The organism is Streptomyces sp. NPDC101393 (assembly GCF_044767385.1).
GTDB lineage: Bacteria > Actinomycetota > Actinomycetes > Streptomycetales > Streptomycetaceae > Streptomyces.
Map to the genome: position 1 here is coordinate 936,719 of NZ_JBIWNU010000001.1, position 26,744 is coordinate 963,462.

The following is a 26,744-nucleotide window of genomic DNA, read 5'->3' on the forward strand; positions in this document are numbered from 1 at the left end:
GAAGTCACACCTGGAGGGGGCGAGCGTGGCCGCGCCGGGCCGGTGGGGGTTGCCGGGGCGGTGGGGTACCGGCGGGGCGCTGCGCATGTGCCGTGCGGGGTCTTCCGCCGCCGACGGCCCGTCTGTGCGTACGGGCGGCCGTCAGGCCGGGGCCTCCGTCAGCAGGAAGGGGCCGGCGGGCGGGAGAGGTCGGCCTGGCGCGGGACGCCGGTCTGCTGCGAGCTGAAGGGGTACTCGCGCTCCAGCCGCCACACGGCGTCCGCGCCCTGTTCGTAGAGCGCGAACCCGCCGATCGTCCAGGTCGCGGAGAAGTCCGTGAGCTCGGCGTGGGCGCGGTCCATCGCCTCCTCGGCGATGCCGTGCGCCACCGTGACATGCGGGTGGTAGGGGAAGTGCAGCTCGCGGGCGCACGGCCCGGACGCCGACCGGATCCGGGCCTGCAGCGCGGAGCAGCCCGCCTCACCCTCGACGACCTTCACGAAAACGACCGGCGACAGCGGCCGGAAGGTGTCGGTGCCGTCCAGGCGGAGCGGGAAGGGGCGGAAGGCGGCCGCGACGTCGGCGAGGTGCCGCTCGATGGCGGGCAGCGCCTCGGCGGCGACCTCGGTCGGCGGGAGGAGGGTGATATGCGTGGGGATGCCGTGTGCGGCAGGGTCCCCGAAGCTTTCGCGCTTCCGCTGGAGGAAGCTGCCGTAAGGCTCCGGGACCGCGATCGAAACGCCCAGCGTTACGGTCCCCACGGCGTTCTCCCTCCTGGTGTTCCGGCGACGCGCCCGCGCGCCCCTCTTAGTGTGCCGGGTGCGCACCCTTCGCGGGGAGCGTCCTCAGTCCTGTTACAGGTGGGCCCATGGGCCCCGCGGGCCGGGACCCTGGGCCCCCGGCCCGTCGCGGGGGCGGCCGAAACCGCCCGCGCCGACCGTCCGCTCAGTGCTTCGCCGGCACCAATCCGAGCCGGTCATACGTGGTGGCGAGGGTCTCAGCGGCGACCGCGCGGGCCTTCTCGGCACCCTTGGCCAGGATCGAGTCCAGCGTCTCGGGGTCGTCCAGGTATTCCTGCGTACGGTCCCGGAACGGTGTGACGAAGTCGACCATCACCTCGGCGAGATCGGTCTTGAGAGCTCCGTACATCTTGCCCTCGTAGGACCGCTCCAGCGCCGGGATGTCCGTGTCGGTGAGGGTCGAGAGGATCGTCAGCAGATTGCTGACGCCCGGCTTCTCCTCGGCGTCGAAGCGGATCACCGTGTCGGTGTCCGTCACGGCGCTCTTGATCTTCTTCGCGGTGACCTTGGGCTCGTCGAGGAGGTCGATGATGCCCTTGGGCGAGGATGCCGACTTGCTCATCTTGATCGACGGGTCCTGAAGATCGAGGATCTTCGCCGTCTCCTTGACGATGTACGGGTTCGGGACGGTGAAGGTGTCGCCGTAGCGGCCGTTGAACCGCTCCGCGAGATTGCGGGTCAGCTCCAGATGCTGGCGCTGGTCCTCGCCGACCGGGACCTGGTCCGCCTGGTAGAGCAGGATGTCGGCGACCATCAGCACGGGGTAGGTGAAGAGGCCGACGGTCGTACGGTCCTGTCCGTGCTTCGTCGACTTGTCCTTGAACTGGGTCATCCGGGAGGCCTCACCGAAGCCCGTCACGCAGTTCATGACCCAGCCGAGCTGGGCGTGCTCGGGCACATGGCTCTGCACGAACAGGGTGCAGCGCTCCGGGTCGAGGCCGGCGGCCAGCAGCTGGGCGGCGGCGACGCGGGTGTTGCGCCGCAGCTCGGCCGGGTCCTGCTGGACGGTGATCGCATGCAGGTCGACGACCATGTAGAAGGCGTCGTGGGACTCCTGCAGTGCCACCCACTGGCGGACCGCACCGAGGTAATTGCCGAGGTGGAAGGAGCCGGCAGTGGGCTGGATACCGGAGAGCACACGCGGACGATGGAGAGCCATGGCACCGATTGTCTCAGGTCCGGGGCGCGCCGTGCAGCACGGTCCGGGAACCGTCCGCGTGACAATGGCAGGGGGCACGCGCGCGGGCGCGCCCGTAATGCCGCGCGGCCGGCCGACGGCCCGCGGCCTACCGAACGGAGTCACCGGTGACCTCCACGGAACGCGCCATCGCCGCCGCGGAAGCGCACAGCGCGCACAACTACCACCCGCTCCCGGTCGTCGTGGCCACCGCCGAGGGCGCCTGGATGACGGATGTGGAGGGCCGGCGCTATCTGGACATGCTCGCCGGGTACTCCGCGCTGAACTTCGGGCACGCGAACCGCCGGCTGCTGGACGCCGCGAAAGCCCAGCTGGAGCGCGTCACGCTGACCTCGCGGGCCTTTCACCACGACCGCTTCGCGGACTTCTGTACGCAGCTCGCCGAGCTGTGTGCGATGGACATGGTGCTGCCGATGAACACCGGCGCCGAGGCGGTCGAGACGGCGGTGAAGACGGCCCGCAAGTGGGGCTACCGGATCAAGGGCGTCCCGGACGGCCGGGCGAAGATCATCGTCGCCGACAACAACTTCCACGGACGCACGACCACCCTCGTCTCCTTCTCCACCGACCCCGAGGCCCGCGCGGACTTCGGCCCGTACACCCCCGGCTTCGAGATCGTCCCCTACGGTGACCTGCCCGCCCTGGAGGCGGCGGTCGACGACCACACGGTCGCGGTGCTCCTCGAACCCGTCCAGGGCGAGGCGGGGGTGCTCGTACCGCCGCCGGGCTATCTGCCGGGCGTACGGGAGCTGACCCGCAGCCGGAACGTGCTGTTCATCGCCGACGAGATCCAGTCCGGGCTGGGCCGCACCGGTAAGACCTTCGCCTGCGAGCACGAGGGCGTGGTCCCCGACATGTACGTCCTCGGCAAGGCCCTGGGCGGCGGGGTGGTGCCGGTGTCGGCCGTGGTGTCCTCCCGCGAGGTGCTGGGCGTGTTCGCGCCGGGCGAGCACGGTTCGACGTTCGGCGGGAACCCGCTCGCCTGCGCCGTCGCCCTGGAGGTCATCGCGATGCTGCGGACCGGCGAATTCCAGCAACGGGCAACGGAGTTGGGCGCCCATCTGCACCGCGAACTGGGATCGCTGGTGGGCGGCGGCGCGGTGCGGGAGGTGCGCGGGCGCGGGCTGTGGGCGGGCGTCGACATCGAGCCCTCGCACGGCACCGGCCGGGCGATCTCCGAACAGCTGATGGCGCGCGGCGTCCTGGCCAAGGACACCCACGGTGCGACGATCCGCCTCGCGCCGCCCCTGGTGATCAGCAAGGCGGATCTGGACTGGGGCCTGGACCAGCTGTGGGGCGTGCTGGGGGTCTGAGGGTGCGGGGCAGGGAGGCCCGCGGGAGCCCGATACCTGCGGTGGGCGGCGGGGTGCGCCATGGCGCCGGCCGGCCGCGAGCGTACGGATCACGGCCCCGGCGCGGCCTTTCGCCGCCCCCGCCCCCGCTCGGGCACGGAGTCACTCCCTCAAGGAGTCACCCACCGCCCGAAGAGTCGCCCGCTCAGAGAATCACATGTGGCAGGAAGCGGGCGTACTCGTCCGTGACCGGGCCCGCCGACTCGCGGATGCCGAGCCCCGCCGCCTCGTCCTCCACGACCCACGCGCCGAGCACCACACGGTTGCCGTCGAAGTCCGGCAGCGGCGCCAACTCCTGGTAGCAGCACGGGTCTTCGGCACTCCGGAGGACGGGTTCGGCACCCGGTTCGTGCAGCGTGACACCGGCGCCCTCCCGTCCCAGCAGCGGCTTGGCGACATAGCCGCGGGTCCGGGCCAGCTCACGCGGCCCGTCGAGGTAGGCGGGCAGCAGATTCGGATGGCCGGGGTAGAGCTCCCAGAGGACCGCCAGCAGCGCCTTGTTGGAGAGCAGCATCTTCCAGGCCGGCTCCACCCAGAGCGTGGAGCCCGTACCGCCGCCGTTGTCGAGGGTGTCCAGGACGTGCGGGCCGAAGTCGTCGGTGGCCAGCCACTCCCACGGGTAGAGCTTGAAACAGGCCCGGATGAAGCGGAGCCGCTGGTCGACGAAGCGGCCCGAGAGACGGTCCCAGCCGATGTCCTCCACGGACAGGGCGACCGTCTCCAGCCCCGCCTGCTGCGCCGTCTCCTCCAGATAGGCGACGGTCATCAGGTCCTCGCCCAGCTCGTCACCCGCCGAGTGCGCGAAGTGCAGCGGGGCGCCCGGCGGCAGCAACGGGGCCTGCCGCTTCCAGGCGGCGACCAGCCGCTCGTGGAGCGAATTCCACTGGTCGGCGCCGGGGAACCGGTCCTCCATCCAGAACCACTGCGGGCTCGCCGCCTCGACCAGCGACGTCGGCGTATCGGCGTTGTACTCCAGCATCTTCGCCGGACCACTGCCGTCGTAATGCAGGTCGAACCGCCCGTACAGGGACGGCAGTTCGTCCCGCCGGCGCCAGGACTCGGCGACCAGCCGCGCCAGCCGCGGATCGTCGATACCGAGGTCGGCGAAGCGGTTCTGCTCGACGATGTGCGCGGCCGCGGCCAGGCACATCCCGTGCAGTTCCTCGACGACGTCCTCCAGCGCCTCGACCTCGGGCAGCGTGAAGGAGTAGTAGGCGCTCTCGTCCCAGTAGGGCCGCAGCGAGTCGTCCGGATAGCGGGTGAGCGGGTAGATCAGCCCCTGCGCTTCCACGGTCTGCTGCCAGCCGGGGCGGGGGGTGAGAGTGTGGCGCTGCATCGCGGCCGGCCTCAGCCGCCGCCGGTGCCCGAGCAGCCGAAGCCGCCGCGGTCGACGGCCTGGCTCTTGCTGAACGTCCCGCTGTCCGCATACCGCCCGCCGGCGTTCTCCGGGCCGTAGTACCACTTGCCGTCGACGGACTGCTTCCCCTTCGAGCCGCCGCGGCCGCCGCCCTTGCCGTAACCGCCGCTGCCGGTGGTGGCGCCGGACGAGCAGTTCTTGGAGTCGACGATGCGATACCCCTTGAGCGTGTCGTAGCTGTTGCGGTCCACGCACCGCTTGTCGGGCTCGGAGCCGCAGGACGTCAGAGCGGCGGCCAGCGCCCCCATCCCGCCCAGAATCACCGTGCTCGACCGCAGCCGCCGTCGCGCCTTCTCCGCCATCGTTCGCCTTCCCCCGTACCCGAAGTACCGTGCCCGTGCGCGTATCGACGCCGCACGCCTGTCTGAACGACGCCAGCCTAGGGGGCGGCCGCACGCGCCCCGCAACGGGTCGGCGGACGATTCCGACTCCGCCCGAAGAGAGGCCCTGGAGTCGGTTCGTGCTCCTTGGGACGGTCTGCACACCCGCGGCGGGGGGCCGCCCCCGGGCCCGGCGCTTGCCGAACCGCTGAGGTCAAGGCATCCCATCCACCCGCCCGTTGGTGCGTTTGCGGTGGTCCTTGCGCTGCCGCGGCACGGTCAGCGCAGGGTGTAGCCGCCGTCCGGACAAGGTCCGTGATCTGATCGGTGCGAGCGAGAGAGCAGCGACGCCTCGGCCCACCGCCCGGTCGCTACGGCCAGGAAGGCCGACTGCCGCCACCGGGCGGGCGTCGGTCACCGAAGGGACAGTCCATGACGGAGCACCACTCGACGCACGGCCCGCACCCCGACCGCTGCGCGCGACCGGACCCGATCGCGGAACTGCCCGGCGGCAGCATCGTGCGTCACCCCGTGGCGTCCGACCACCCGGGTCTCCAGGTGGCGCTCGGCGACTGGTGGGGCGGCCTCGGGGGTGAGGCGGGCGCGCTTCAACGCCGCCTTCTGGTACCGCGGTTGTTCCTCCAGCACTTCACCGGCACGAGCTTTCTCGTCGAGCGGGCGGACCGGACTCTGCGGGCCTTCCTCGTCGGCTTCCTCTCCCAGTCCGAGCCCGGCACGGCCTACATCCACTTCGTCGGCGTGCATCCCGAGGAGCGGCGCACCGGCCTGGGCAGCGCGCTCTACGGCCACTTCTTCGCCGCGGCACGCGCGGCCGGCCGTACCCACGTCCGCTGCATCACCAGCCCCACCAACCTCAACTCCGTCGCGTACCACACCCGCATGGGCTTCCGTATGGAGCCGGGCGATCACACCCTCGACGGCCTCCCGGTCCACCGGGACTACGACGGTCCGGGGCTGGACCGGGTGTCGTTCGTACGGGAGCTGTAGGGGCGGACGGGAGCCGTAGGCGCCGGCGGGTGCGGCGCACTCCCCCCGTGGGCTATCCGTTCCCGGGCAGCGCCGCCAGCAGCGCGTCCAGGACGCCCGCGAAGGAGTGGTCGGGCGGGGTGCCGTACCCGACGACGAGGGCGTCGCGGGGGACCGTGTCGGCGGTCGGATCGGTGAAGGACTTCAGGCCGTGCACCGCCAGGCCGTGCCAGCGGGCGGCCTGGACCATGGACTGCTCGGTGCCCGGCGGGAGTTCGACGATGACGTGCAGACCGGCGGCGATGCCTGAGACATGGATGTGCGGGGCGCGTTCGGCGAGCGCGGCCACCAGCTGGTCGCGGCGGCGGCGGTAGCGCAGCCGCATGCCGCGCAAGTGCCGGTCGTAGGCGCCCGAGGACATGAATTCGGCGAGGGTGAGCTGGTCCAGGACCCCGGACTGCCATTCGCCGGTGGCTTTGAGCGCCAGCACCGGGTCGACGAGCCGGTCCGGCAGCACCATCCACGCGAGCCGCAGCCCGGGGGCGAGGCTCTTGCTCGCGGTGCCCAGGTAGACGACGTGGTCCGGGTCCAGCCCCTGGAGCGCGCCGACCGGCTGGCGGTCGTAGCGCAACTCGCCGTCGTAGTCGTCCTCCAGGATGTAACCGCCGCTGGCACGCGCCCAGTTGACGGCCGCGGCACGGCGGTCGGGGTGCAGCGGGACGCCGGTCGGGAACTGATGGGCCGGGGTGAGCAGCGCCGCGCGCACGCCGTCGAGGCCGGCCAACGCCCCGGTATCCGCGCCGAGTTCGTCCACCGGCAGGGGGACCGTGCGCAGCCCGGCGCGGGTGATGACGTCGCGGTGGAAATCGAGACCGTACGACTCCACGGCGACCCGCCCCTCGCCCTCCGCGCGCAGCACCCGGCTGACCAGCGCGAGCCCCTGCATGAAGCCGGCACAGATGACGATGCGGTCCGGGTCGGCGCGTACGCCGCGGGCGCGGGCCAGATAGTCGGCGAGGACCGTGCGGAGTTCGGGGCGGCCGGCCGGGAGGGTGAAGCCGAAGGCCTCGTTGGGGGCGGCGGTCAGCGCGCGGCGGGCGGCGGCCAGCCAGGCGGTGCGCGGGAAGGACGCGACGTCGGAGGTGCCGGGGGTGAGGTCGTGGCGCGGGCCTGCCGGGTCGCGGGCCGGGCCGCGGCTGCGGGTGCGCGGGGCTGCCGGGGCCTCGCGCGGCAGGGTCCGCTCGGCGACGCGGGTGCCGGACCCCTGGCGGGCACTGAGCCAGCCCTCGGCGACGAGTTCCGCGTACGCGTCGGCGACGGTGTTCCGGGCGATGCCGAGGTCGGCGGCGAGCGAGCGGGAGGAGGGCAGCCGCGTACCGGGGGCCAGTCGGCCGGTGCGTACGGCGTCGCGCAGCGCGCTCATGAGCGCGGCGCGCAGGCCGCCGGGAGCCGTGAGGTCCAGGTGCAGGTCCCGCCCGAAAGTGGCCCACGAATTGTCCATGGAAGTGGACCATACAGCTGTGCCACTGGCGCCGTAGCGTCATACCCATGACGGCACAAGCACCACAGACCACGCAGGCAACACAAGCAACGCAGGAGACGCAGGCGGCGCAGGCGGCTCCTGGAGGGGGCCACCCGCACGCCCACGGCCCCCGGATGTACTGGGCGAAGCTCGCCCCCGAGGTCTACAAGGCCATGGTCACGCTGGACGTCGCGGCCCGGAAGAACATCGACCCGACGCTGGCCGAGCTGGTCAAGGTCCGCGCGTCGCAGCTCAACCGCTGCGCGTTCTGCCTCGACATGCACATCAAGGACGCCCGTAAGAACGGCGAGACCGAGGAGCGGATCTACCTCCTCAGCGCCTGGGAGGAGGCGGCCGGCCACTACGCCGAGAAGGAACAGGCCGCTCTCGCCCTCACCGAAGCCGTCACCGTCCTCACCGACGGCTTCGTGCCCGACGCCGTCTACGACCGCGCCGCCGCCCACTTCGAGGACCCCGAGCTGTCCCAGCTGATCGCCCTGATCACCACCATCAACGCCTGGAACCGCTTCGGCGTGACCACCCGTATGGCCCCGGGGCGGGTGTGAGCACGATGGCCCCGCGAATGAAGCCCGGGACGATGTCCCGCGAGGTCTTCCAGGCACAGCTGAAGCTCACCATGGCGGCGAAGGAGGGCCTGGGCGATCCGAATCTGGCCGAACTCGTCGTCCTGCGCGCCTCGCAGCTCAACCACTGCGCGTTCTGCATCGACATGCACGCCAGGAACCTCCGCGAGGCGGGCGAGAGCCCGGAACGGATCGCGCTGCTGAACGCCTGGGAGGAGGCGACGGACCACTTCACCCAGCGTGAGCGGGCGGCCCTGGCCCTGACCGAGGCCGTCACCGTCCTCACCGACGGCTTCGTACCCGACGAGGTCTACGCGCACGCCGCGGCACACTTCACGGAGACCGAGCTCGCCCACCTCCTCTCCGTGATCGTCGCCATCAACAACTGGAACCGCATCAACGCCACCCTCCGCATGCCCCCGGGAGAGCTTCCGTGACCCCTCCGACCCCGACACCGCCGCCCACTCCGGCACCGACCGCTGCGGCCGCACTCCGTGCCCTGCACCACGACCGGAGCCCGGAACGGCCGCTGGTCCTCCCCGGCCCCTGGGACGCCGCCTCCGCCAAGGCCTTCGCCGACGCGGGCTTCCCGGCCCTCGCCACACCCAGCGCGGCCATCGCGGCATCCCTGGGCCACGAGGACGGCGAGACGCCCCCGGACGAGATGTTCGCCGCCATCGCCCGCATCGTCCGCGCGGTGCCCGGCATCCCCGTATCGGCGGACGTGGAGGCCGGATACGGCCTGACCGCGAAGGAGTTGGTGGCCCGGCTCGCGGACACCGGCGCCGTCGGCTGCAACCTGGAGGACAGCGACGCCTCCGGCGCCCTCCGCGACCCGCAGGAACAGGCCGACTGGCTGGCAGAGGTACGCGCCGCCGCGGGCGACACCCTGGTGATCAACGCCCGCATCGACACGTACCTACGCGGCATCGAAGGCACCGAGGAGGCCGTACGACGCGGCCGGCTGTACGCGGAAGCCGGCGCCGACTGCGTCTACCCGATCCTCGCCCCGCCCACCCTCCTGGCCGAACTCGCCGCCGGCATCGGCCTCCCCGTCAACGCCCTGGCCACAGGGAACGGCCCCTCCCCCCGCGAACTGGGCACCCTGGGCGCCACCCGCATCACCTTCGGCCCCGGCCTGCACCACCAGGCCATGGCAGCGGTGACGAACCTCGCCGAGCAACTGCGGGAGGGGGGTGGGGAGTAGGCGCAAGAGTGCGCGCCGGCCTTAAGTGCCTCGCCCTGTCGCCGACCCTCGCCCCTCGCCCCTTCGAAGTCCGGCCACGCCCCAGGACCGCTCACGCGGTCGCTGGGGCAATTCCGTGTGCAGGCAAGGACATCGCGCCGCCATGCGCGACACCGCACCAGCGCCGTACCGCACTCCACCGCACCCGGAATCAAGGCCGGGGCCGGTGGTCCGGATATCGGCGATACGGGCCGAGTTCCGCAGCGAACGGTGCGCCCCCTGCCTGAAGGTGGCAACTCGTGAGGGAGAATCGCCCGGCAGCAGCACCTCCACCGATATCAGCAGGGCGCCTCGAATCCCCTCGCCCGCAGCAGGGTGCCGGCCCAGCAAGGAGCAGGAAATGACCACGCCTGAGCAACCGCACCACGGATTCGGAGGCGCTCCCGGCCAGGGCATCGCACCGGGCGCACCCCAGCACGGTCCGCCAGGCGGGTTTCCGCAATATCCCCAGCAGTTTCCGGGCACCCAGCCTCCGCCAGGCCTGCCCGCCTATGGACAACAAGTGCCTTACGGGGCGCAACAACAGCCCGGCACCTACGGCTGGGGCGGCCCGGGAATGCCGCCGCCCCCGAAGAAGAACACCGGCAAGATATGGGGAATCATCGGCGCGATCGTCGCCGTTCTGGTGATCGGGACGGTAGCGGCAGCAGCGTTCAGCGCGGGCGGAAGCCCGAAGGTCAGCGCCGGCCCGAAGTACCGGATCACCGTTCCACGGTCGCTCGTCGACGGCAATTACACACTCGCCAAAGACATATCGCAGATGGCCGAATCCCAGATCCCGCATGACGGAGCGAACGCCCACGACATCCATTCGGCGGGCGGCCAGTACACCGAAGGCCTCAAGTCGCTGACGATGCTCGGCGGATACGGGACGATCGACGATCCCGACGAGAGCGTCGACCACATGATTGACGGGATGACCGGTTCACCCTCTGCCGAACTGGCCGTCCCGGAAAAGAAGTTCCTGCCGGTCGGCGGCCCCGACGAGCTGACGTGCGGCGTAGTCGTGAAGAGCGAGGCCGGCCAGAAGATCACCGCCCCCTTCTGCGCCTGGGCGGATTCCAGTACGACCCTCATCGTCACCGAGGTTGACGGCGCACACCCGGACCAGGACCCGAATTCCATCGACCTCCAGGAATTCGCCAACACGGCAGAGAAGGTCCGTGCCGAATCCCGGAAGCCCCTCACCTGAGGCACCGGGGACCGGGGGGCGTGACGGGTCCCGGCGGGGCACGGGGAAGGAAAGCAAAGCGGAGGAGGGGCGGCCCCCATGGGCCGCCCCTCCTCCGTACCGATCACAGCGGGCTCAGGTGAACCGGAATCCCTCGGGCTCAGGTGAGCCAGTGGCTCTCTACTCCCCCGCGAACTTCTGGCTGATGCCGTCGAAGACCCGCTTCGCCTCGGGGCCCAGGTGGGGGCCGGCGAGCCAGGTCTGGTTGCCGCCGCTGATGGAGGAGTTGGAGACGAGGGTGAGTTCGCCGCCGCGGTTGGCGAACCAGCCGCCGCCCGAGGTGCCGCCGGTCATGGTGCAGCCGATGCGGTCCATGGTCGGGGTGCCCTGTTCCATGGTGAGGCGGTTGGGGCGGTCGAGGCAGCTCATCATGCGGGCGCCGTCGTACGGGGGCGCTGCCGGGTAGCCGATGGCCTTGAGGGAGCTGAGTCCCTCGGCGGAGGGGGCGCCGAACCAGACCGGGACGGCCGCGCCGACGGTCTCCTCCAGGGACTTGCCGCCGCCGCGCTCCGGCTTCACGTGCAGCACGGCGAAGTCGTACGCGGAGCCGCCGTTGCCGGTCTCCTGGCTGCCCATGTTCATCCACTCACCGGACGTGGTGACCCAGTCCGCCCAGAAGCGGCCGTACGGGGTCTGCTGCTGCGAGGGCAGGTTGTTGACCTGGTTCATCGCTGCGCCGTTGTCGTTGTACGACGGGACGAAGGCGATGTTGCGCATCCAGCCGCCCCGCTTGCCGGAGTGCACGCAGTGCCCGGCGGTCCACACCAGATTGGACTTGCCCGGGTGTGCGGGGTCCTCGACGATCGTGCCCGAGCAGACCATCGGCCCCTTGGGGCTCTCGAAGAAGATCTTGCCGATGGGGGCCATGTTGCGGTGGTACGGGCGCGCGACTTCCTGGGCCCTGACCGGGCGCGGGTCCGGGTCGGTCGCGGCGGCGCTGCCCGCGCCGGTGGCCTTCACCTTCAGGTCCGGGGCGGCCTTGGCCTTCGCCATCCGGTCCGTCTTCCAGTGGTCCTTGATGATCGGGTTGGCGAAGTCGGAGGCCTTGCGCGCCCACTTGTCCCAGTTCTGCCAGCCGCCGTCCTTCCACTTCTTCAGGTCGTCGATGCTGGTCGGCATGCCCTGGGGAAGCTTGAGGCCGTCGTCCTTCGAGGCTTTCCGGTCGGCCGCGGCCGAACTGCCGGACGAGGCCTTGGCGTTGTCGTCGCTGGGGCCGCAGGCGGTGGCGGTGACCGCGAGCAGCGAGGCCAGTGCCGCGGCCGCGACGGTGGTACGCCGGATCGACGGCATGGATGGCATGGATGGCATGGAGCGGAGTCCCCCTGGTGCGTGCTGCGATGTCGCTGTTGTGGTGTGGCCGGTCCGGTGTGGCCGGTCCGGTGTCGCTGGTGTGATGTGGCCGGTGTGATGTGGCCGGTGTGATGCGGTGCGTTCTTGTCATGGCCGCTGTCGAGGCCGCGCTCTACTATGCCGCCACCCCGCACCGGCTCGACCACCAGGTCCGGGAGGAGGAAGGGGAGGGGGCCGGGCCGGGTGCGTGAGCCGTCCCTCCCGCCGGCGAGGGCCCTGTTACCCCATCAGCCCCGCCCGGTGGGCCAGCAGGGCCGCCTGGACGCGGCTGTCCGTGCCCGTCTTCTCCAGGATGCGGCCCACGTGGGTCTTGACCGTGCCGAGGCCGATGTCCAGGCGGCGGCCGATCTCCAGGTTGGGCAGGCCCGCGCCGAGCATGGCCAGGACCTCGCGTTCGCGGTCGGTGAGGCCGGACAGCCGCTGGTCGGGGGCGTGGGCGGTGAAGGACGAGCCGATGCGGGCGCCGCCGCCCTGCAGCATGCGCTTGACGACATGGCCGGTGACGCCGGGCGAGAGGACGGCGTCACCGGCGGCCGCGGCGCGTACGGCGTTGATGAGTTCCTGCGGGCCTTCGTCCTTGAGCAGGAAGCCACTGGCACCGGCCTGCAGGGCGCGGGTGACGTTCTCCTCGTCGCCGAAGGTGGTGAGCATGACGACCTGCGGCTTCGGCCTCAGCCGCACCAGCTGCTCGATGGCGGCGAGGCCGTCGAGGACGGGCATGCGGATGTCGATGAGGGCGACGTCGACGGGTTGTGCGGCGGCCGCGTCGACGGCTTCGGCGCCGTTGGCGGCCTCGGCGACGACGTCGATGTCCTCGGCGTGCCGGAGGATCAGCCGGACGCCGTGCCGGATCATCTCCTCGTCGTCGGCGAGGAGGACACGGATGCGCGGGGTGGGAGGCAGCGAGGTGGTGACTTCGAGGGGTTGCCGCTCGGCGGTCATCGGGGTCGGTCTCCTCCGTACGGGTGCGGTGCGGGAACGGGCGGGGCCGGCGGAGGCTACAGGGCCTTTGGCGGCGGGGGCTACGGGGTGTGTGGCGGCGGGGTCGACGGCGGCACCGGGCCCTCCGTCTCCGGAGCCAGCGGCACCGTGAACCTGGCGATGTCGACCAGGACGCCGTCGCGGAAGCAGTAGCGGGTGAGCCGTATGCGGTGGCCGCTGGCCATGGTGTCGGTACCGGGTCCGCGTCCGGTTTCGGTCCCGGTCTCGGGCACGGTTTCGGTCCCGGTCTCGGGCACGGTTTCGGTCCCGGTCTCTGGCACGGTTTCGGTCCCGGTCTCTGGCACGGTTTCGGTCCCGGTCTCGGGCACGGTTTCGGTCTCGAACGGGAAGTAGCAGTCGGTGCCGGGTGGGCGGGACGGTTCGCGGCCCGTGGCGGCGGCCCTGGCCAGGTCGCTTTCGGAGCCGGCCGCCATGCGGACCCTCTCCTTGGTCATGCCCGTACGGACGGTGCGGTCCGGGGTGCTCTCCGCGACGGTGCGGGAGCTCTCCACCATCGCCAGGCCGAAGAACAGCATGGCACCGACCCCGGCGAGGCCCAGCAAGGCGGCCGCCGCGCCCGGCAGTTGGCGCAGCGCACGGGAGGCGCGGGGCGCGGCTGTGGCCGGGCCGGTGGTGCGCGGCGGACCGGCGCCGGCGCCGTCGGGAGGGGTGGGGGTGTGCGGGCGGCTGGGGAGGGTCGCCTCGACGAGGAAGCCACGTACGAGGGTGGGGCCGGTGTGCAGTTCGCCGCCGAGCAGGCGGAGGCGTTCGCGCAGGCCGGTGAGGCCGCGGCCGGTGCCGAGGCCGGTGGTGGCCTCGGGTGAGGTGGGCGGGGCGCCGTTGCGGACGCGGACGGTGATGCGGTCGGCGGCGTGGTCGCCGGTGGGTTCGCCGGTGTGCTCGGTGATGCCGTCGCCCGTGCGGTCGGAGGCGTGGGGGGCGGTGTGGGTGACGGTCAGTTCGACGGCCGCGCCGGTGGCGTAGCGGTGGACGTTGGTAAGGGATTCGCGGACGACGCGGTGCACGGCGCGGCGTACGCGGGGCTCCAGGGTGTCGAGGTCGGGGCCGCGCCAGGTGAAGGTGACGGGGATGCCGGCGGCCCGGGATTCCTCGGCGAGCGCCTCGATGTCGGGGCGGGTGCCGGTCGCGTCGGTGAGCGCCTCGGTTCCGGTGTCGCGGCCCAACGGGCCCAGGACGCCCAGGACTTCGCGTAGTTCCTGCATCGCGCCGCGGGTGGCGAGGCGGATCTGTGCGGCGTCGTCCTTGAGTTCGGGGGCCTTGGTGGCGAGGGCCATTTCCAGTCCGCCGGTGTGCAGCGAGATCAGGCTCAGGCGGTGGCCGACGAGGTCGTGCATCTCGGCGGCGATCCGTGAGCGCTCCTCGACGCGGGAGGCGTCGTCGGCGAGCCGGCGGGCCTCCTCGGCGCTCGCGGCGCGGTCGCGCAGCGCCCTAAGGAGGCGTTCCTGCTGGCCGGCCGAGGTGCCGACCAGCCCGGGGATGGCCACACCGGCACCGGCGACGACGGCGCCGAGCGCGAAACCGGCCACCCAGCCGCCGTAGTCGGTGAGGAGGGTGCCGAGGATGCTGATGAGGAGGGGCAGGCCGGCCGCGGTGAGCAGCAGGCCGACGCGCTGCCGGGGGGCTTCCACGCGGCGGGCCGCGGTGTAGGCGACGGCGGCGGTCAGCAGGCCCGCGGTCGGCAGCGCGCCGGCGATGGCGGCGAGGCCGAGCAGCGCCATGAGGGGCAGTTTCCGCCGGAGCAGCAGCAGGGCGACGGCGGCGAAGACCAGGGTGGCTTTGAGCACGGAGGGCAGGGAGTCGAAGAATCCGATGCTGCCCGAGGCGGCGGCCGCGAGGTAGAGGACCGCCACGGCCCCTTCCGCGGCGACGGTGAACCAACGCAGTCCCCCGGTGGGGGATTTCCGGGGATCGCCGTGCGGATCGGGCGGTGGCAGTGAGGGCATGCCCTCGATTATCGGCACGGGATCGGCGCCCGCCGTGCACCCTGAGAACGAGCCGGGGCGCTGGCCGTATGCCCAAAGGGATACCGGAGGGGTATCGAGGGGGACCCGAGGGAGGTCCGAGGGGGACCGTTCGGGACCCGCCCGCGGCGCCGCGCGACGGCGGCGCCGCGGGAGATCACGGATCAGCTGCCGTGATTCCAGGGGCAGGACAGCGTCAGCCGCTGACCCGGTCGTAGTACTTCTTGGCGGTCTTCCGGCACTTCTGGCGCTCCGCGTCCGTCTTGTGCGGCTGCACGGCGCACTGCTTGTTCATGTCGAACAGGAAGGCCTTGTCTATGCGCCTCTCGTGCTTCGAATGCCGGAAGGCCGTCTTTCCCATCATTTTCTTGTAGTTGCGGTATCCGAAGTCATGCCGTGCACATGACAATTTGAAGTTGAAGCCGCCAGGCTTGTCCGCGAGCTTCGTGCACCCGTCGGTGCTCCAGATGAATGCCCACCGGTCGACCCCGGAGTGGGCGAGTTCGCGCGTCTGACGCCAGTCCTTGACGCTCGTCGTGGTGGAGCGGGTCAGCTGGTGGAGCCGCTGGTACTTGGCCTGCTTGCTCGGGCCGGCTTTCGCCGTGGCGGCGCCGTCGGCGGCGACGGCCGCACCCGACCCCGCGAGAAGAACGCCGGCTGCCGCGACCGACGCGAAAGTACTGCGCTTGATGATCATTTCGTCCCCGTTTTCTGTTCTCCGTAGCCCTGACAGCGCCTGCGGAATGCGGCGCTGTCAGGGGGTCGAAAACATCATCGGACACGGTCTGCGGCACCACCATCGTCTCTTGGGGAGGTGTCCGTCAGGGCAATGTCACCGGGCTCCGGCCGGGCGGAGCACCCCGTCGCTCGTGCCGCGACGGACAGCGCGGCGGTGCCGGGCGCCCCTCCAGGGCCGCCCGGCACCGCCGCGTCATGGGATCAAGGAGATCGGAGAGACTCCGCGGAGCCTCAGTACTTCACGCAGGTGACCTTGATCTTCTTGATCTTGCCGCCGTTCTGGTACGGCCCCTCGTGGGCGTTGGCGACCCACTTCACCTTGCGCAGCCCGGTCGGTGTGTAGTGACGGCCGAGCAGGTAGCCCTGCCGGGAGAGGTCGTGGACGTGCAGCTTCGAGCCCTTCTTCAGGTACTTGAACTTGTGCCGGACGTGCCCCATCGCAAAGTCGTTGATCATGACCTGCTGGCCGGCGCCACAGCTCTTGGTGCCGGACCTCTTCGCGGTGACCTTCGTCTTCCACGTCTTCTTGGCACGGCCGTCCGTGCTGCAGTACGCGTAGACCTTGGTGAGGTTGTCCTTGGTCCGCCCGTACGTACTGGTCACCTTCCACTTCACCCCCTTGTGCCAGGTGGGAATGGGGTGGGTCTCCACGCCGTCGAGAGTGAAGCTGTAGTGCCGGCTGTGCAGTTTGCCGCCCGGAACCTTCCAGCTGACCCGGGCCTCCCCGGCGGCCGTGACCAAGATGTGCGCGGTCTGGCCCTTCCGGGCGCAGCGCGTCGACCCCTTCTTGGAGTGGAAGCCGTCACCCTTGATCTGCACACCGTCACCGGCGGCGGGGGCGCTCTTCGCGGAAGGGGCGCGCTCCGCCGCCTCAGCCGGTGAGCTCACTGCCATGGGGGTGAGGACCGCAGCACCGGCTGCGAACGCACAGACCGATAGGCCCGCACGGTGGGTAAGTCGCATGGAGCATCTCCTGTTGCCTGACTCGTTGTTCCGTTAACAGGTCGGGAACGAACAGCGCTCACCGTAGGGGCGACCGATCAGGCGCCGCCATTGTCCAAAGGTGCAGTACAGGGGACGCTTCCGCCGCTCCTTCGCATTGCCCCTTCGTACGATGCCGACGAGCGATCAGCTGACCTACCCTCTGCGGGAGTTGAGGGAAACGGACAGGCACTGCCCGCTGGAGGTAATCAGCACGTGTTGAAGCAAACGGGGAAGGCACTCCTCATCGGCGCCACCGCCGCACTCGCCGTCACGACCGCGGCGCCGGCCCACGCCCAGACCGGGGCCCAGGCCGCGGCCGCGAAGGTCAGCAAGCACCAAGAGGTCCGCTGCGTCAAGCAGAGCGGCCGGACCTGCGCCTACTCGGCCTCCTTCTTCTACTGGAACAAGAAGGGCTCCGCCAAGCGCGGCCTGAACTACGTCCAGACGGCCAGGTCGCCGTACAAGGCGGGCAAGGCCCGCTGGCTGTACAAGCAGCCGGGCGGCAAGACCCACGTCGGCCAGGGCTGGCGCAAGGCCCGCGCGATTCACGGCGCCAATGCCGCCGAGGTCGACTGGGGCAAGGCGGGGGCCACCGTAGGGCCGAAGTTCCGCAAGGGCACGCTGGTCTGCGTGCAGTGGAAAAACGTCGCCAAGAAGGCGTGCCACAAGCTCAAGTAGCCTGCCCGCCCGGCTGGTTGGAGCGAACGAGAGGGGGTGCCCGCACACCGTGCGAGCACCCCCTCTCCACGTCAGACGTCACGCGTCAGGCTGAGACGCCTACTTGGGGATCCACGACTGCCACTTCGCCTTGTGGCGTTCGACCCACTTCTTCGCCGCGTCCTGCGGGGACATCTTCTTGTCGGCGATGTCGAGGGCGACCTCGCTCTGGTCGGCCTCGGTCCACTTGAAGTTCTTCAGGAACCGGGCCGCCTTGCCGCCGTGCTTGGCGAAGTCGGCGTTGAGGTACTTCTGCAGCGGCGTGTGCGGGTATTCGCACTTGATCTTCTTCGGGTCGGCGTCGCAGCCCGTCTTGTACTTGGGCAGCTTCACCTCCGTCATCGGCACCTTCTCGAAGAGCCACTGCGGCTTGTACCAGTACGTCAAAAACGGCTTCCGCTGCTTGGCGAACTGCTTGATCTGGGTGATCTGCGCCGCCTCGGAGCCCGCGAAGACGACCTGGTAGTCCAGGCCGAGGTTCTTCACGAGGGCCTTGTCGTTGGTGAGGAACGACGGGGAGCCGTCCATCAACTGGCCCTGGCCGCCGCTCTCCGCGGTGCGGAACTGGTCGGCGTACTTGTTGAGGTTCTTCCAGTCGGTGACGTCCGGGTGCTTCTTCGCGAAGTACGTGGGGACGAACCAGCCGATGTGGCCCGTGACGCCGAGGTCGCCGCCGGGCGTGATCGTCTTCTTGTCCTTGATGTAGAGCTTCTCCTGGTCCGGGTGGCCCCAGTCCTCCATGATCGCGTCCACGCGGCCCTGGCTGAGCGCGTCCCAGGCCGGGACCTCGTCGATCTGGACCTTGTCGACCCGGTAGCCCAGCTCGTGCGTGAGCAGGTACTCGGGGACGGCGACGTCCGCCTGGGCACCCACCCAGGACTGGACGGAGAGCGTCACGGTCTTGGCGCCCCCCACGTTCGCGTACGGGGATGCCTGCTTGGTCATGTCGGCGGCGCCGCACCCGGAAAGGGTGAGGAGGGCGCCGCCCGCGGTGAGCGCGCTCACCACTCGTGTACGCATTCGCATGTCAGGCTCCCTTCTCCGCGCGGCGTTCGGTGGGCTGCGTCACCCTGTCCAGCATCAGGCCGAGGCAGACGACGGCGATGCCGCCCACCAGGCCCACCCCGAGGTCGTTCTGGGCGATGCCGTACAGCACGTCGTAACCGAGCGAGCCACCGCCGACCATGCCGCCGATGACGACGACGGCGAGGACGAGGACGACCGCCTGGTTGACGGCGAGAAGGAGCGTCGGACGGGCCAGCGGGAGCTGGACCTGGCGCAGTTGCTGCCAACTCGTGGCGCCGAGGGACTTCGAGGCCTCCATCGCCGTCGGGTTGACCTCCCGCAGGCCCTGCGTGGTGATGCGGATGACGGCGGGCACCGCATACGCGATGGCCGCGGCGGCCGCGGGGGCGCGGCCGATGGCGAAGAGGCCCACGACCGGGATCAGGTAGACGAACTGCGGCATCGTCTGCAGGACGTCGAGGACCGGGCGCAGCAGCCGCTCCACGCGCGAGCTGCGGGCCGCCGCGATGCCGATCGCGAAACCGACGATCAGGGTGACGGCGACCGCGGCGATCACCTGGGACAGCGTGTCGAGGGACTTGTCCCACACGCCGAGCACCCCGATCCCGCCCATCGCGAGGACGGCGGTGAGCGCGGTCTTCCAGGTGCCGATCAGCCAGGCAAGAGTGGCGACGACGAGCAGCACGGACCACCAGGGCATCCACTGCAGTCCGTCGCGGACCGGGTTGAGGACCCCGGTGGTGAAGTGCGCGGACCAGTCGGCGGTGCCGCCGACGACGGGCACGCCGGTGTAGACGTGGTCGACCATCCAGTCCTTGGCGGTGTTGACCGGCTCGGCGATGTTCACCGTCCAGCCGTCCGGCCATTCGAGGCGGCCGGCGAAGCGGAAGGCGAGCGCGACGACGACGGTCGAGACGGCGGCCACGGACCAGCCGCGCCCGCCGCGCAGCACCGAGGTGTCCTCGGCCTGCGCACCCAGGCGCTCCCCCGCCGCGCCGGTGACGCGGTCGAGGACCACGGCGAGCAGCACGATCGGGAGGCCGCCGGCGAGGGCCGCGCCGACGTCGACGGAGCCGAGCGCCTGGTAGACGCGGTCACCGAGACCGCCGCCGCCGATCACCGACGCGATGACGGCCATCGAGAGGGCCATCATGATCGTCTGGTTGAGGCCGAGCAGGAGTTCCTCGCGGGCCAGCGGCAGGCGGGCCGAGAACAGGCGCTGGCGGGCAGTGGTGCCGAGCGAGGTCACGGCCTCCATCACGCCGCCGTCGGCGCCGCGCAGGCCGAGCGCGGTGAGCCGGGCCATCGGCGGAGCCGCGTAGATGACGGTCGCGATGAGCGCGGCGGGGACACCGATGCCGAAGACCATGGCGACGGGCAGCAGATACGAGAAGGCGGGAAGGACCTGCATGGTGTCGAGGACCGGCCGCAGCATGCGGAAGGTCCGGTCGCTCAGCCCGGCGGCGAGCCCGAGCAGCATGCCAAGGACGACGGAGGCGAGCACGGCGACGACCATCAGGGCAAGGGTCTGCATCGTCGGCACCCACATGCCGAGCAGCCCGCACAGGCCGAACGAGGCGGCCGTGAGCACCGCGAGCCGGACACCCGCGACCCGCCAGGCGACCAGGGCGGCCCCGGCGACGACACCGGCCCAGCCGCCCGCGAGGAGCACCAGATAGACGGCGCGCACGGACTCCACGATGCCGTTGGAGATGTGCCCGAAGAAGTAGATGAACAGCGGGTGGCTGTCGCGGTGGTCGACGATCCATGTGTAGACGTCGCCGAGCGGCTCGGTCAGGTCGACGGTGAGGGCGCGCGGCCAGGCGCCGGAGGCCCACGTGGCGTGGGCGATCGGCACCAGTACGGCCGCGGCGACGGCGAGCAGCAGGAGCTTGCCGAGGCCGCGGCGGCGCAGCAGCACCTGCAGCGGGCCGGACCGGTCGGTGGCGCCGACCGCCCCTGGCGCCGAGGTGGTGGGTGCGGCGGTGCTCATGCGCGCCCCCGCTTCACGGTGCCGGCCGGCATATTCATCGCGGCGGACCGCTGGGCCTCACGCCAGCGGAGCAGCAGCGCGGCGCGCAGGCGGGCCCGGGGCGTGGCGGCGGGAGCGCGGGAGGCGACGGCACGCAGAGCGCCGCGGTGGGTGGTGGCGGCGTACATCAGGCAGCCACCCCACCGTGCTGCTCGCTGTCGAGCCGGGCGACCACGTTCAGCAGGCACTGGTGGTCGACGATGCCCAGGCAGCGGCCGTCGTCGACGATGCGGACCGCACCGCCGGAGCGGGCGACCGCCTCGATGGCGTCGGAGATCAGGGTGTCGGGGCTCAGCGCGGGACCCTCGTCGGCCTCGCCGTCCTCGACCGGGCGCATGGCCCGGCGCACGGTCAGCACCTGCTCGCGCGGCACGTCGCGGACGAAGTCGCGGACGTACTCGTCGGCCGGGGAGCCGACGATCTCCTCGGGGGTGCCGAGCTGGACGACCTTGCCGTCGCGCATCAGCGCGATGCGGTCACCCAGCAGCAGTGCCTCGGAGAGGTCGTGGGTGATGAAGACCATCGTCCGGCCCTCCTCGCGGTGCAGGCGGACGACCTCCTCCTGCATATCGCGCCGGATCAGCGGGTCGAGGGCGCTGAACGGCTCGTCGAAGAGCAGGACTTCGGGGTCCACGGCGAGCGCACGGGCGAGCCCGACGCGCTGCTGCTGGCCGCCGGACAGCTGTCCGGGGCGGCGCAGTTCGAGACCGCCGAGGCCGACCTTGTCGACCATCTCCTGGGCCTTGGCGCGGCGTTCGGCCTTGCCCATGCCCTGGATCTCCAGGCCGTAGGCGACGTTGTCGAGGACGGTGCGGTGCGGCAGCAGGCCGAAGTGCTGGAAGACCATGGAGGCGCGGTTGCGGCGCAGCTCGCGCAGCGCGGCCTTGTCCATGGCCCGGACGTCCTCGCCGTCCATCTCCAGGGTGCCGCCGGTCGGCTCGATGAGCCGGGTCAGGCAGCGTACGAGGGTGGACTTGCCGGAGCCGGAAAGGCCCATGACGACGAAGGATTCACCCTTGTGGACGTCGAAGGAGACGTCGCGCACGGCCGGGGTGCAGCCGGTGCGCTCGCGCACCTCGGCACCGGAGAGGCCTTCGAGGGATGCGTCGTCGGGGATGCGATCGGCCTTCGGGCCGAAGACCTTCCACAGGCCGCGTACGGAGAAGACGACGTCCCGCTCGCCCTCGGTGGATGCGGTGGGACGGGGCTCGGATATACCGGATGAGTCGGTAGTGGCGGTAGCCATTACGCATCACCTCCCGCAGTCGTGGGCTTGACGAGCATTTCGGCGCACTTCTCCCCCACCATCAGGACCCCGAGCATCGGGTTCACGGCGGGCAGGGTCGGGAAGACGGAGGCGTCGGCGATGCGGATGCCCTGCATGCCCCGGATCTTCAACTCCGGGTCGACGACGGCGAGTTCGTCATCGGGGGCGCCCATCTTGCAGGTGCCCGCCGGGTGGTAGACGGTGTGCGCGCACTTGCGCACCAGCTCGCTGATCTCCTCGTCCTCGGTGACCTCGGGGCCGGGGAAGACCTCGCGCGTGAGCCACTTGGCGAAGGGCTCGGCCTGGGCGATCTTGCGGGCCAGCTTGATGCCGTCGACCAGCGTCCGGCCGTCGTAGTCGCCCTCGTCCTCGAAGTACTTGAAGTCCAGCGCGGGCTTGACCTCGGGGTCGGCCGAGGTGAGGTAAAGGCGGCCGCGGGCACGGGACTTGGGGATGTTCGGGGTCATCGACACGCCGTGCTCGGGGCGTTCGTAGCCCAGCCGCTCGGGGTGGTCGGTGTACGGGATCTGGTAGAAGTGGAACATCAGGTCGGGGCCCTTGTGTTCTGGGTCCCGCTTGACGAACAGCACCGCGTCGGAGTCCATCGCGGAGTTGGTCGGGATCGGCCCGTCGGTCTCCCAGACGATGACCGACTCGGGGTGGTCCTGAAGGTTCTCACCGATGCCCGGAAGGTCGACCACGCAAGGCAGGCCCAGCGCCTCAAGGTCCTTCTTCGGTCCGATGCCGGAGTGCATCAGCAGCCGCGGCGTGTCCACCGCGCCGGCGCAGACCAGCACCTCGCGGCCGGCCTCGACGTAGACCTCCTCGCCGTCCTTCGTGCGGACGTGGACGCCCTTGGCCCGGGTGCCGTCCAGCTCCAGCCGGTACGCCCAGGTCTCCAGCATCAGCGTCAGGTTGGGGCGGTCGCCGGCCTCCATGTGGGGGTGGAGGTAGGCGACGGAGGCGGAGGAGCGCTTGTTGTTCTCCGGGTGGTACGCCAGGTCGAGGAAGCCGACGCCCTCCTCGAAGGGCTTGTCGTTGAAGCCGATGATCTCGGGCACGCCGAGGGCGGTCGTGGTGGCCTCGATCCAGTCCGTGGCGATCTGGTTCTGGTCCTTCTCCGCCACCCGCACGACGTTGTTGCGCAGCTTGCCGAAGTACGGGTCCATGGTCGTGGAGTTCCAGCCGGTGGCACCCGACTCCTCCCACTCGTCCCAGTCCGAGGGCAGCGGCTTGAAGGCGATCAGGGTGTTGTGCGAGGAGCACCCGCCCAGGACCTTGGCGCGGCTGTGCAGGATGTGCGAGTTGCCGCGCGGCTGCTCCGTGGTCGTGTACTCGTAGTCCAGCTCGCCGCCGAGGAGGCCGAGCCACCGGCGCAGCGTCAGCACGTCGTCGCGGTCGATGTCGCTGGGGCCGCCCTCGATGACGACGACGCTGACGTTCGGGTCCTCGGTGAGCCGGGAGGCGATCACGGAGCCCGCGGTACCGCCGCCGACGACGACGTAGTCGGCCTGGACGGTGCGGGAGGGGTCGGGCGCAGGGGAAGAGGGGGGCATGGGGTGGTGCTCCTTTTGCACAGTGCGTGAGCGGCTGCGGTACTGCGTGCCACGGGTGCGGGCGGGTACTGCTGAACGGCAGGACATCCGGGGATGTGCTGCTGACCTGCGGGGACGGGGGGATCCCCACAGAGCTGCGGGCGGGCCGGACCGACCCGCCCGCAGCCGACCGGAAGGGTCAGCCGGCGAACCAGCGAACCGGCTCCGGCCGGAGGTTCTCGTAAATGTGCTTGCTCTCGCGGTACTCGTCCAGACCCGTGGGCCCCAATTCCCGACCAATACCCGACTTGCCGAAGCCGCCCCACTCCGCCTGCGGGAGGTAGGGGTGGTAGTCGTTGATCCAGATGGTGCCGTGCCGCAGACGGGCGGCGACCCGCCGGGCACGGGCCGTGTCGGCGGACCAGACGGCACCGGCCAGGCCGTATTCGGTGTCGTTGGCGAGCGCTGCGGCCTCGTCCTCGGTGGTGAAGGTCTCCACGGTCAGGATCGGACCGAAGGTCTCCTCGCGGACCACCTTCATGTCGCGGTGGCAGCCGTCCAGCACGGTCGGCGCGTAGAAGTAGCCGGTGGCGGGCCGTACGTCGGACGGCTTGGGGCGGGTGCCGCCGCAGCGCAGCTGGGCACCCTCGGAGAGCGCCGAGGCGACGTACGCCTCGACCTTCTCCAGCTGCTGCTGCGAGACCAGCGGACCGCACTCGACGCCGTCCTCGGTGCCCCGGCCGAGCTTGATCTTCTCGGCGCGGCGGGCCAGCTCGGCGACGAAGCGGTCGCGCACCGACTCCTCGATGATCAGCCGGGCACCGGCCGAGCAGACCTGGCCGCTGTGGATGAACGCGGCGTTCAGGGCCTGGTCGACGGCGGTGTCGAAGCCCTCTTCGGTGGCGCAGGCGTCGGCGAAGACGACGTTGGGGTTCTTGCCGCCCAGCTCCAGCGCGATCTTCTTCGCGCCGGACACCGCGGCCGCACCGGCCTTCGTCCCGCTGACCAGGCCGCCGGTGAAGGAGAACAGGTCCACGTCGGGGTGCTCGGCCAGCCGCTGGCCCACCGGCACGCCCGCGCCGGTGACGATGTTGGCGACACCGGCCGGCAGCCCGGCCTCCACCAGCAGCTTGATCAGGTGCACGGTCGACAGCGGGGTGACCTCGCTGGGCTTGATCACAAAGGTGTTGCCGGCCGCGATCGCCGGGGCGACCTTCCAGCTGGCCTGCAGCAGCGGGTAGTTCCACGGCGTGATCAGCGCGCAGACGCCGACCGGCTCGTGCACGACGATGCTGTGCACCTCGGGCGATCCGGCGTCCACGACCCGGCCGCCGCTCTCGTTCATCACCGCGTCGGCGAAGTACCGGAAGGCGTTGGTGACATCGTCGACGTCGACCCGGCCCTCTTCCAGCGTCTTGCCGGTGTCCTGGCTCTCGATCAGCGCGATGGTCTCGCGGTCGCGCTGCAGCAGGTCGGCGACCCGGCGCAGCAGCGCGGAGCGCTCGGCGACGGCCGTCCGGGGCCAGGCGCCGGCACCGCCGTCGAAGGCGCGGCTCGCGGCGGCGACTGCCGCGTCGGCGTCCTCGGCGCCGCCCTCGGACACCAGTTGGAGCGTCGTCGCGTCGGCGGGGTCCAGGACCTCCCGCGTGGCGCCGGATGAGGCGGGGAGCCACTCCCCGTCTACGTGAATGGTCTCGATTGCCGCCACGTCTGTTCTGCCTTCCGCTTACCGATTTGTTGCCACTGGTTCAACCAGCAACCGGGAACCCTCCCCCATAGCCCCTCACCTATGCCCAAACGTTCATGGAAAGTGAGCCGACTCACTCAATGTGCGGTCGAAAGCCCCGGAACGTACCGTGAAGAGCTGTATGTCCTTCCGCGGGCCGGAGGTGCCGAGATGACCAGCAAGCACCGCGCAACAACCGCGATCACCGCCCTGACCTGCGGTGCAGCCCTGCTCGCCATGGCTTCCTGCACGGGCGCCGCGGCCGCGGACGACCCCGACGGCGGCGAGGGCGACCTGGCGAAGAAATCCGCCCAGCAGATCTCCGACGACGCCCTCCACGAGCTGCTCGGCGCGACCTCACTGCGGCTGCGTACCCAGACCAGCGGCGACCCCACCAAGCTCGATCTCAGCCTCGACCGCGACAGCAACTGCGCCGGCTCCATCAGCAAGGGACCCGCGGGCCGCGTCGAGCTCATCAAGCGCGGCCCGCAGGTCTGGATGAAACCGGACGCCGCCTTCTGGAAGGGCCAGCTCCCCGGCAGTGAGGGCAGCGACGCCGCCAAGCAGTACGAGGGCCGCTACCTGCACGGCACCACCGACGACACCTTCCTCAAGCAGCTCTCCGGCGCCTGCGACCTGAGCGCCTTCCAGAAGCAGATCGCCGGCCCGTCCGAGCGGCCGTCCGGCAGCCCCTCCCCGTCCGCCTCCGCGCCCGCCCTCACCAAGGGCAAGCCGACCGTCCACGAGGGCAGCCGGGTACTGCCCATCGTCAAGAAGTCCGGCCCCATCACCCAGACCCTCTACGTGGCCATCGACGGCAAGCACTACCCCCTCAAGCTCACCGCGGCGGCCGACCAGCAGACCGGCACCATCCTGCTGAGCAATTACGGCGCCCCGGTCCCCGACAAGACCCCCGCCCCCGGCGACACCCTCGACATCTCGGTCCTGGAAAACCGCGTCAAGAAGGCCTCCCCGGGCTCCCCGTCGGACGAAGCCGCGGTGACGGGCTGACGGGCCTGCGGGCCGCCGCTCCCCATGTAACCCGTCGTACATACGTATCGTTGAACCCTGCGGCTGCCCGCACCACCACGCGTGCAGCGGGGAGGAGCGGCACGATGACCATCAGCCTCGATGGGACCGACAGGATCGAGACCGACGAGATGGCCGAGCGGAACGAGCCGAGCTTGGACGAACTGTTCGAGCGGCTGGAGCGGATGCCCGTCCCCGAGGGCTACAAGGTCGAGATCGTCGAGGGGACCGTTTTCATGTCGCCGCAGCGCAACGTGCATTGGCAGACCATCCGCCGGATCGTCCGGTCGCTGGAGGACCAATGCGGCATGGATGTCTGGGTGACATCGGACATCCGGATCGATTTCCCCGGAGATGACAACGGATTCGCCCCGGACGTCGCCAAGTTCTCCGACGACGCCACAAAGGGCCGCCCGCGCCACCAGGACATCGAGTTCATCGCCGAGGTCGTCTCCAAGGGCACCGGCGTGAACGACTACGGCCCCAAGAAGGCCGCCTACGCCCTCGCCGAGATCCCCGTCTACGTCATCGCCGACCCCTACCTCGGCCGCTGCCGGGTCTTCACGCACCCGCAGGACGGCGACTACAAGAGCGACCTCACCCTCGCCTACGGCGAGCCGATCGACCTGACGGACACCGTCGTCGGCATCACCCTCGCGACCGAGGAATTCCCCCGGGACTGATCCGTACGCGCCGGAGCGGCTCGCGTCGCCCGGTGCGGCCGTCGGCCCGATGATGGGA

At 70.8% G+C, this 26,744-nt stretch carries 25 protein-coding genes; 9 read left to right on the forward strand and 16 right to left on the reverse strand.

Annotated features, from left to right (window positions below; translation table 11 throughout):
- Positions 1-158: 158 nt before the first annotated feature.
- Both ACIRQ7_RS04065 and trpS read right to left on the reverse strand, forming a co-directional pair.
- Complete coding sequence (locus tag ACIRQ7_RS04065; RefSeq protein ID WP_404259646.1) at positions 159-740, reverse strand: 2'-5' RNA ligase family protein; 582 nt, start codon at positions 738-740, stop codon at positions 159-161.
- 184 nt (positions 741-924) lie between these two features.
- Entirely contained in the window at positions 925-1,938 is a 1,014-nt protein-coding gene (gene trpS, locus ACIRQ7_RS04070; RefSeq protein WP_401462090.1) for a tryptophan--tRNA ligase, read from the reverse strand.
- 146 nt (positions 1,939-2,084) lie between these two features.
- Here trpS and rocD point away from each other — a divergent pair, with 146 nt between their 5' ends.
- Positions 2,085-3,290, forward strand: coding sequence for an ornithine--oxo-acid transaminase (gene rocD / locus ACIRQ7_RS04075; protein ID WP_404259648.1), 1,206 nt, complete (start codon positions 2,085-2,087; stop codon positions 3,288-3,290).
- Between the two features lie 184 nt (positions 3,291-3,474).
- On the opposite strand, the gene ACIRQ7_RS04080 is transcribed toward rocD, so the two are convergent.
- Entirely contained in the window at positions 3,475-4,665 is a 1,191-nt protein-coding gene (locus tag ACIRQ7_RS04080; RefSeq protein ID WP_401462084.1) for a glutathionylspermidine synthase family protein, read from the reverse strand.
- A gap of 11 nt (positions 4,666-4,676) precedes the next feature.
- A complete protein-coding gene (locus tag ACIRQ7_RS04085; protein WP_404259650.1) occupies positions 4,677-5,048 on the reverse strand; it encodes a hypothetical protein in 372 nt (123 codons plus the stop codon).
- Positions 5,049-5,498: 450 nt separating this feature from the next.
- Between ACIRQ7_RS04085 and ACIRQ7_RS04090 the strand changes: the two genes are divergently transcribed.
- Positions 5,499-6,074, forward strand: coding sequence for a GNAT family N-acetyltransferase (locus tag ACIRQ7_RS04090; protein WP_404259652.1), 576 nt, complete (start codon positions 5,499-5,501; stop codon positions 6,072-6,074).
- A 52-nt stretch (positions 6,075-6,126) separates the two neighbouring features.
- Here the strand turns inward: ACIRQ7_RS04090 and ACIRQ7_RS04095 are convergent, their stop codons facing one another.
- Positions 6,127-7,554, reverse strand: coding sequence for a PLP-dependent aminotransferase family protein (locus ACIRQ7_RS04095; RefSeq protein ID WP_404259654.1), 1,428 nt, complete (start codon positions 7,552-7,554; stop codon positions 6,127-6,129).
- A gap of 47 nt (positions 7,555-7,601) precedes the next feature.
- Here ACIRQ7_RS04095 and ACIRQ7_RS04100 point away from each other — a divergent pair, with 47 nt between their 5' ends.
- From ACIRQ7_RS04100 to ACIRQ7_RS04115, 4 genes are all read left to right on the forward strand, one after another.
- Complete coding sequence (locus tag ACIRQ7_RS04100) at positions 7,602-8,141, forward strand: carboxymuconolactone decarboxylase family protein (RefSeq protein WP_404259656.1); 540 nt, start codon at positions 7,602-7,604, stop codon at positions 8,139-8,141.
- 5 nt (positions 8,142-8,146) lie between these two features.
- Positions 8,147-8,596: a carboxymuconolactone decarboxylase family protein gene (locus ACIRQ7_RS04105; RefSeq protein WP_404259658.1), complete on the forward strand. Its 450-nt coding sequence runs from the start codon at positions 8,147-8,149 to the stop codon at positions 8,594-8,596.
- Positions 8,593-9,366, forward strand: coding sequence for an isocitrate lyase/phosphoenolpyruvate mutase family protein (locus ACIRQ7_RS04110; protein ID WP_404259660.1), 774 nt, complete (start codon positions 8,593-8,595; stop codon positions 9,364-9,366). The genes ACIRQ7_RS04105 and ACIRQ7_RS04110 overlap by 4 nt, the downstream gene beginning before the upstream one ends.
- Positions 9,367-9,907: 541 nt before the next feature.
- Positions 9,908-10,597, forward strand: coding sequence for a hypothetical protein (locus tag ACIRQ7_RS04115; protein WP_404259662.1), 690 nt, complete (start codon positions 9,908-9,910; stop codon positions 10,595-10,597).
- 159 nt (positions 10,598-10,756) lie between these two features.
- On the opposite strand, the gene ACIRQ7_RS04120 is transcribed toward ACIRQ7_RS04115, so the two are convergent.
- The 5 genes from ACIRQ7_RS04120 to ACIRQ7_RS04140 all read right to left on the reverse strand — a co-directional run bounded on the left by ACIRQ7_RS04120 (position 10,757) and on the right by ACIRQ7_RS04140 (position 16,575).
- Positions 10,757-11,926, reverse strand: coding sequence for a trypsin-like serine peptidase (locus ACIRQ7_RS04120; protein ID WP_404260105.1), 1,170 nt, complete (start codon positions 11,924-11,926; stop codon positions 10,757-10,759).
- Between the two features lie 279 nt (positions 11,927-12,205).
- Entirely contained in the window at positions 12,206-12,928 is a 723-nt protein-coding gene (locus tag ACIRQ7_RS04125) for a response regulator (protein ID WP_404259664.1), read from the reverse strand.
- A gap of 80 nt (positions 12,929-13,008) precedes the next feature.
- On the reverse strand, positions 13,009-14,931 hold the full coding sequence (locus ACIRQ7_RS04130; RefSeq protein WP_404259666.1) for a histidine kinase: 1,923 nt from the start codon (positions 14,929-14,931) through the stop codon (positions 13,009-13,011).
- Between the two features lie 214 nt (positions 14,932-15,145).
- Entirely contained in the window at positions 15,146-15,646 is a 501-nt protein-coding gene (locus ACIRQ7_RS04135) for a phospholipase A2 (RefSeq protein WP_404259668.1), read from the reverse strand.
- A 272-nt stretch (positions 15,647-15,918) separates the two neighbouring features.
- Positions 15,919-16,575 (reverse strand): hypothetical protein, encoded by a 657-nt coding sequence (locus tag ACIRQ7_RS04140; RefSeq protein WP_404259670.1) that lies wholly within the window; start codon positions 16,573-16,575, stop codon positions 15,919-15,921.
- Between the two features lie 309 nt (positions 16,576-16,884).
- On the opposite strand from ACIRQ7_RS04140, the gene ACIRQ7_RS04145 reads away from it, so the two are divergent.
- Positions 16,885-17,349: a hypothetical protein gene (locus ACIRQ7_RS04145; protein ID WP_404259672.1), complete on the forward strand. Its 465-nt coding sequence runs from the start codon at positions 16,885-16,887 to the stop codon at positions 17,347-17,349.
- Between the two features lie 99 nt (positions 17,350-17,448).
- Here the strand turns inward: ACIRQ7_RS04145 and ACIRQ7_RS04150 are convergent, their stop codons facing one another.
- The 6 genes from ACIRQ7_RS04150 to ACIRQ7_RS04175 all read right to left on the reverse strand — a co-directional run bounded on the left by ACIRQ7_RS04150 (position 17,449) and on the right by ACIRQ7_RS04175 (position 24,956).
- On the reverse strand, positions 17,449-18,408 hold the full coding sequence (locus tag ACIRQ7_RS04150) for an ABC transporter substrate-binding protein (RefSeq protein WP_404260107.1): 960 nt from the start codon (positions 18,406-18,408) through the stop codon (positions 17,449-17,451).
- A gap of 7 nt (positions 18,409-18,415) precedes the next feature.
- Positions 18,416-20,407 carry an ABC transporter permease gene (locus ACIRQ7_RS04155; protein ID WP_404259674.1) on the reverse strand — a complete coding sequence of 664 codons (1,992 nt, stop codon included), beginning with the start codon at positions 20,405-20,407 and terminating at the stop codon, positions 18,416-18,418.
- Positions 20,404-20,574 carry a hypothetical protein gene (locus tag ACIRQ7_RS04160; protein WP_401462043.1) on the reverse strand — a complete coding sequence of 57 codons (171 nt, stop codon included), beginning with the start codon at positions 20,572-20,574 and terminating at the stop codon, positions 20,404-20,406. The genes ACIRQ7_RS04155 and ACIRQ7_RS04160 overlap by 4 nt, the downstream gene beginning before the upstream one ends.
- A complete protein-coding gene (locus ACIRQ7_RS04165) occupies positions 20,574-21,692 on the reverse strand; it encodes a glycine betaine/L-proline ABC transporter ATP-binding protein (protein WP_404259676.1) in 1,119 nt (372 codons plus the stop codon). Before ACIRQ7_RS04165 ends, ACIRQ7_RS04160 begins: the two co-directional genes overlap by 1 nt.
- Positions 21,692-23,269: a GMC family oxidoreductase gene (locus tag ACIRQ7_RS04170; protein WP_404259678.1), complete on the reverse strand. Its 1,578-nt coding sequence runs from the start codon at positions 23,267-23,269 to the stop codon at positions 21,692-21,694. The genes ACIRQ7_RS04165 and ACIRQ7_RS04170 overlap by 1 nt, the downstream gene beginning before the upstream one ends.
- Positions 23,270-23,447: 178 nt before the next feature.
- Entirely contained in the window at positions 23,448-24,956 is a 1,509-nt protein-coding gene (locus ACIRQ7_RS04175) for an aldehyde dehydrogenase family protein (protein ID WP_404259680.1), read from the reverse strand.
- A gap of 189 nt (positions 24,957-25,145) precedes the next feature.
- Here ACIRQ7_RS04175 and ACIRQ7_RS04180 point away from each other — a divergent pair, with 189 nt between their 5' ends.
- Positions 25,146-25,985: a hypothetical protein gene (locus tag ACIRQ7_RS04180; RefSeq protein WP_404259682.1), complete on the forward strand. Its 840-nt coding sequence runs from the start codon at positions 25,146-25,148 to the stop codon at positions 25,983-25,985.
- Positions 25,986-26,089: 104 nt separating this feature from the next.
- Positions 26,090-26,686: a Uma2 family endonuclease gene (locus tag ACIRQ7_RS04185; RefSeq protein WP_404259684.1), complete on the forward strand. Its 597-nt coding sequence runs from the start codon at positions 26,090-26,092 to the stop codon at positions 26,684-26,686.
- Positions 26,687-26,744 lie beyond the last annotated feature (58 nt).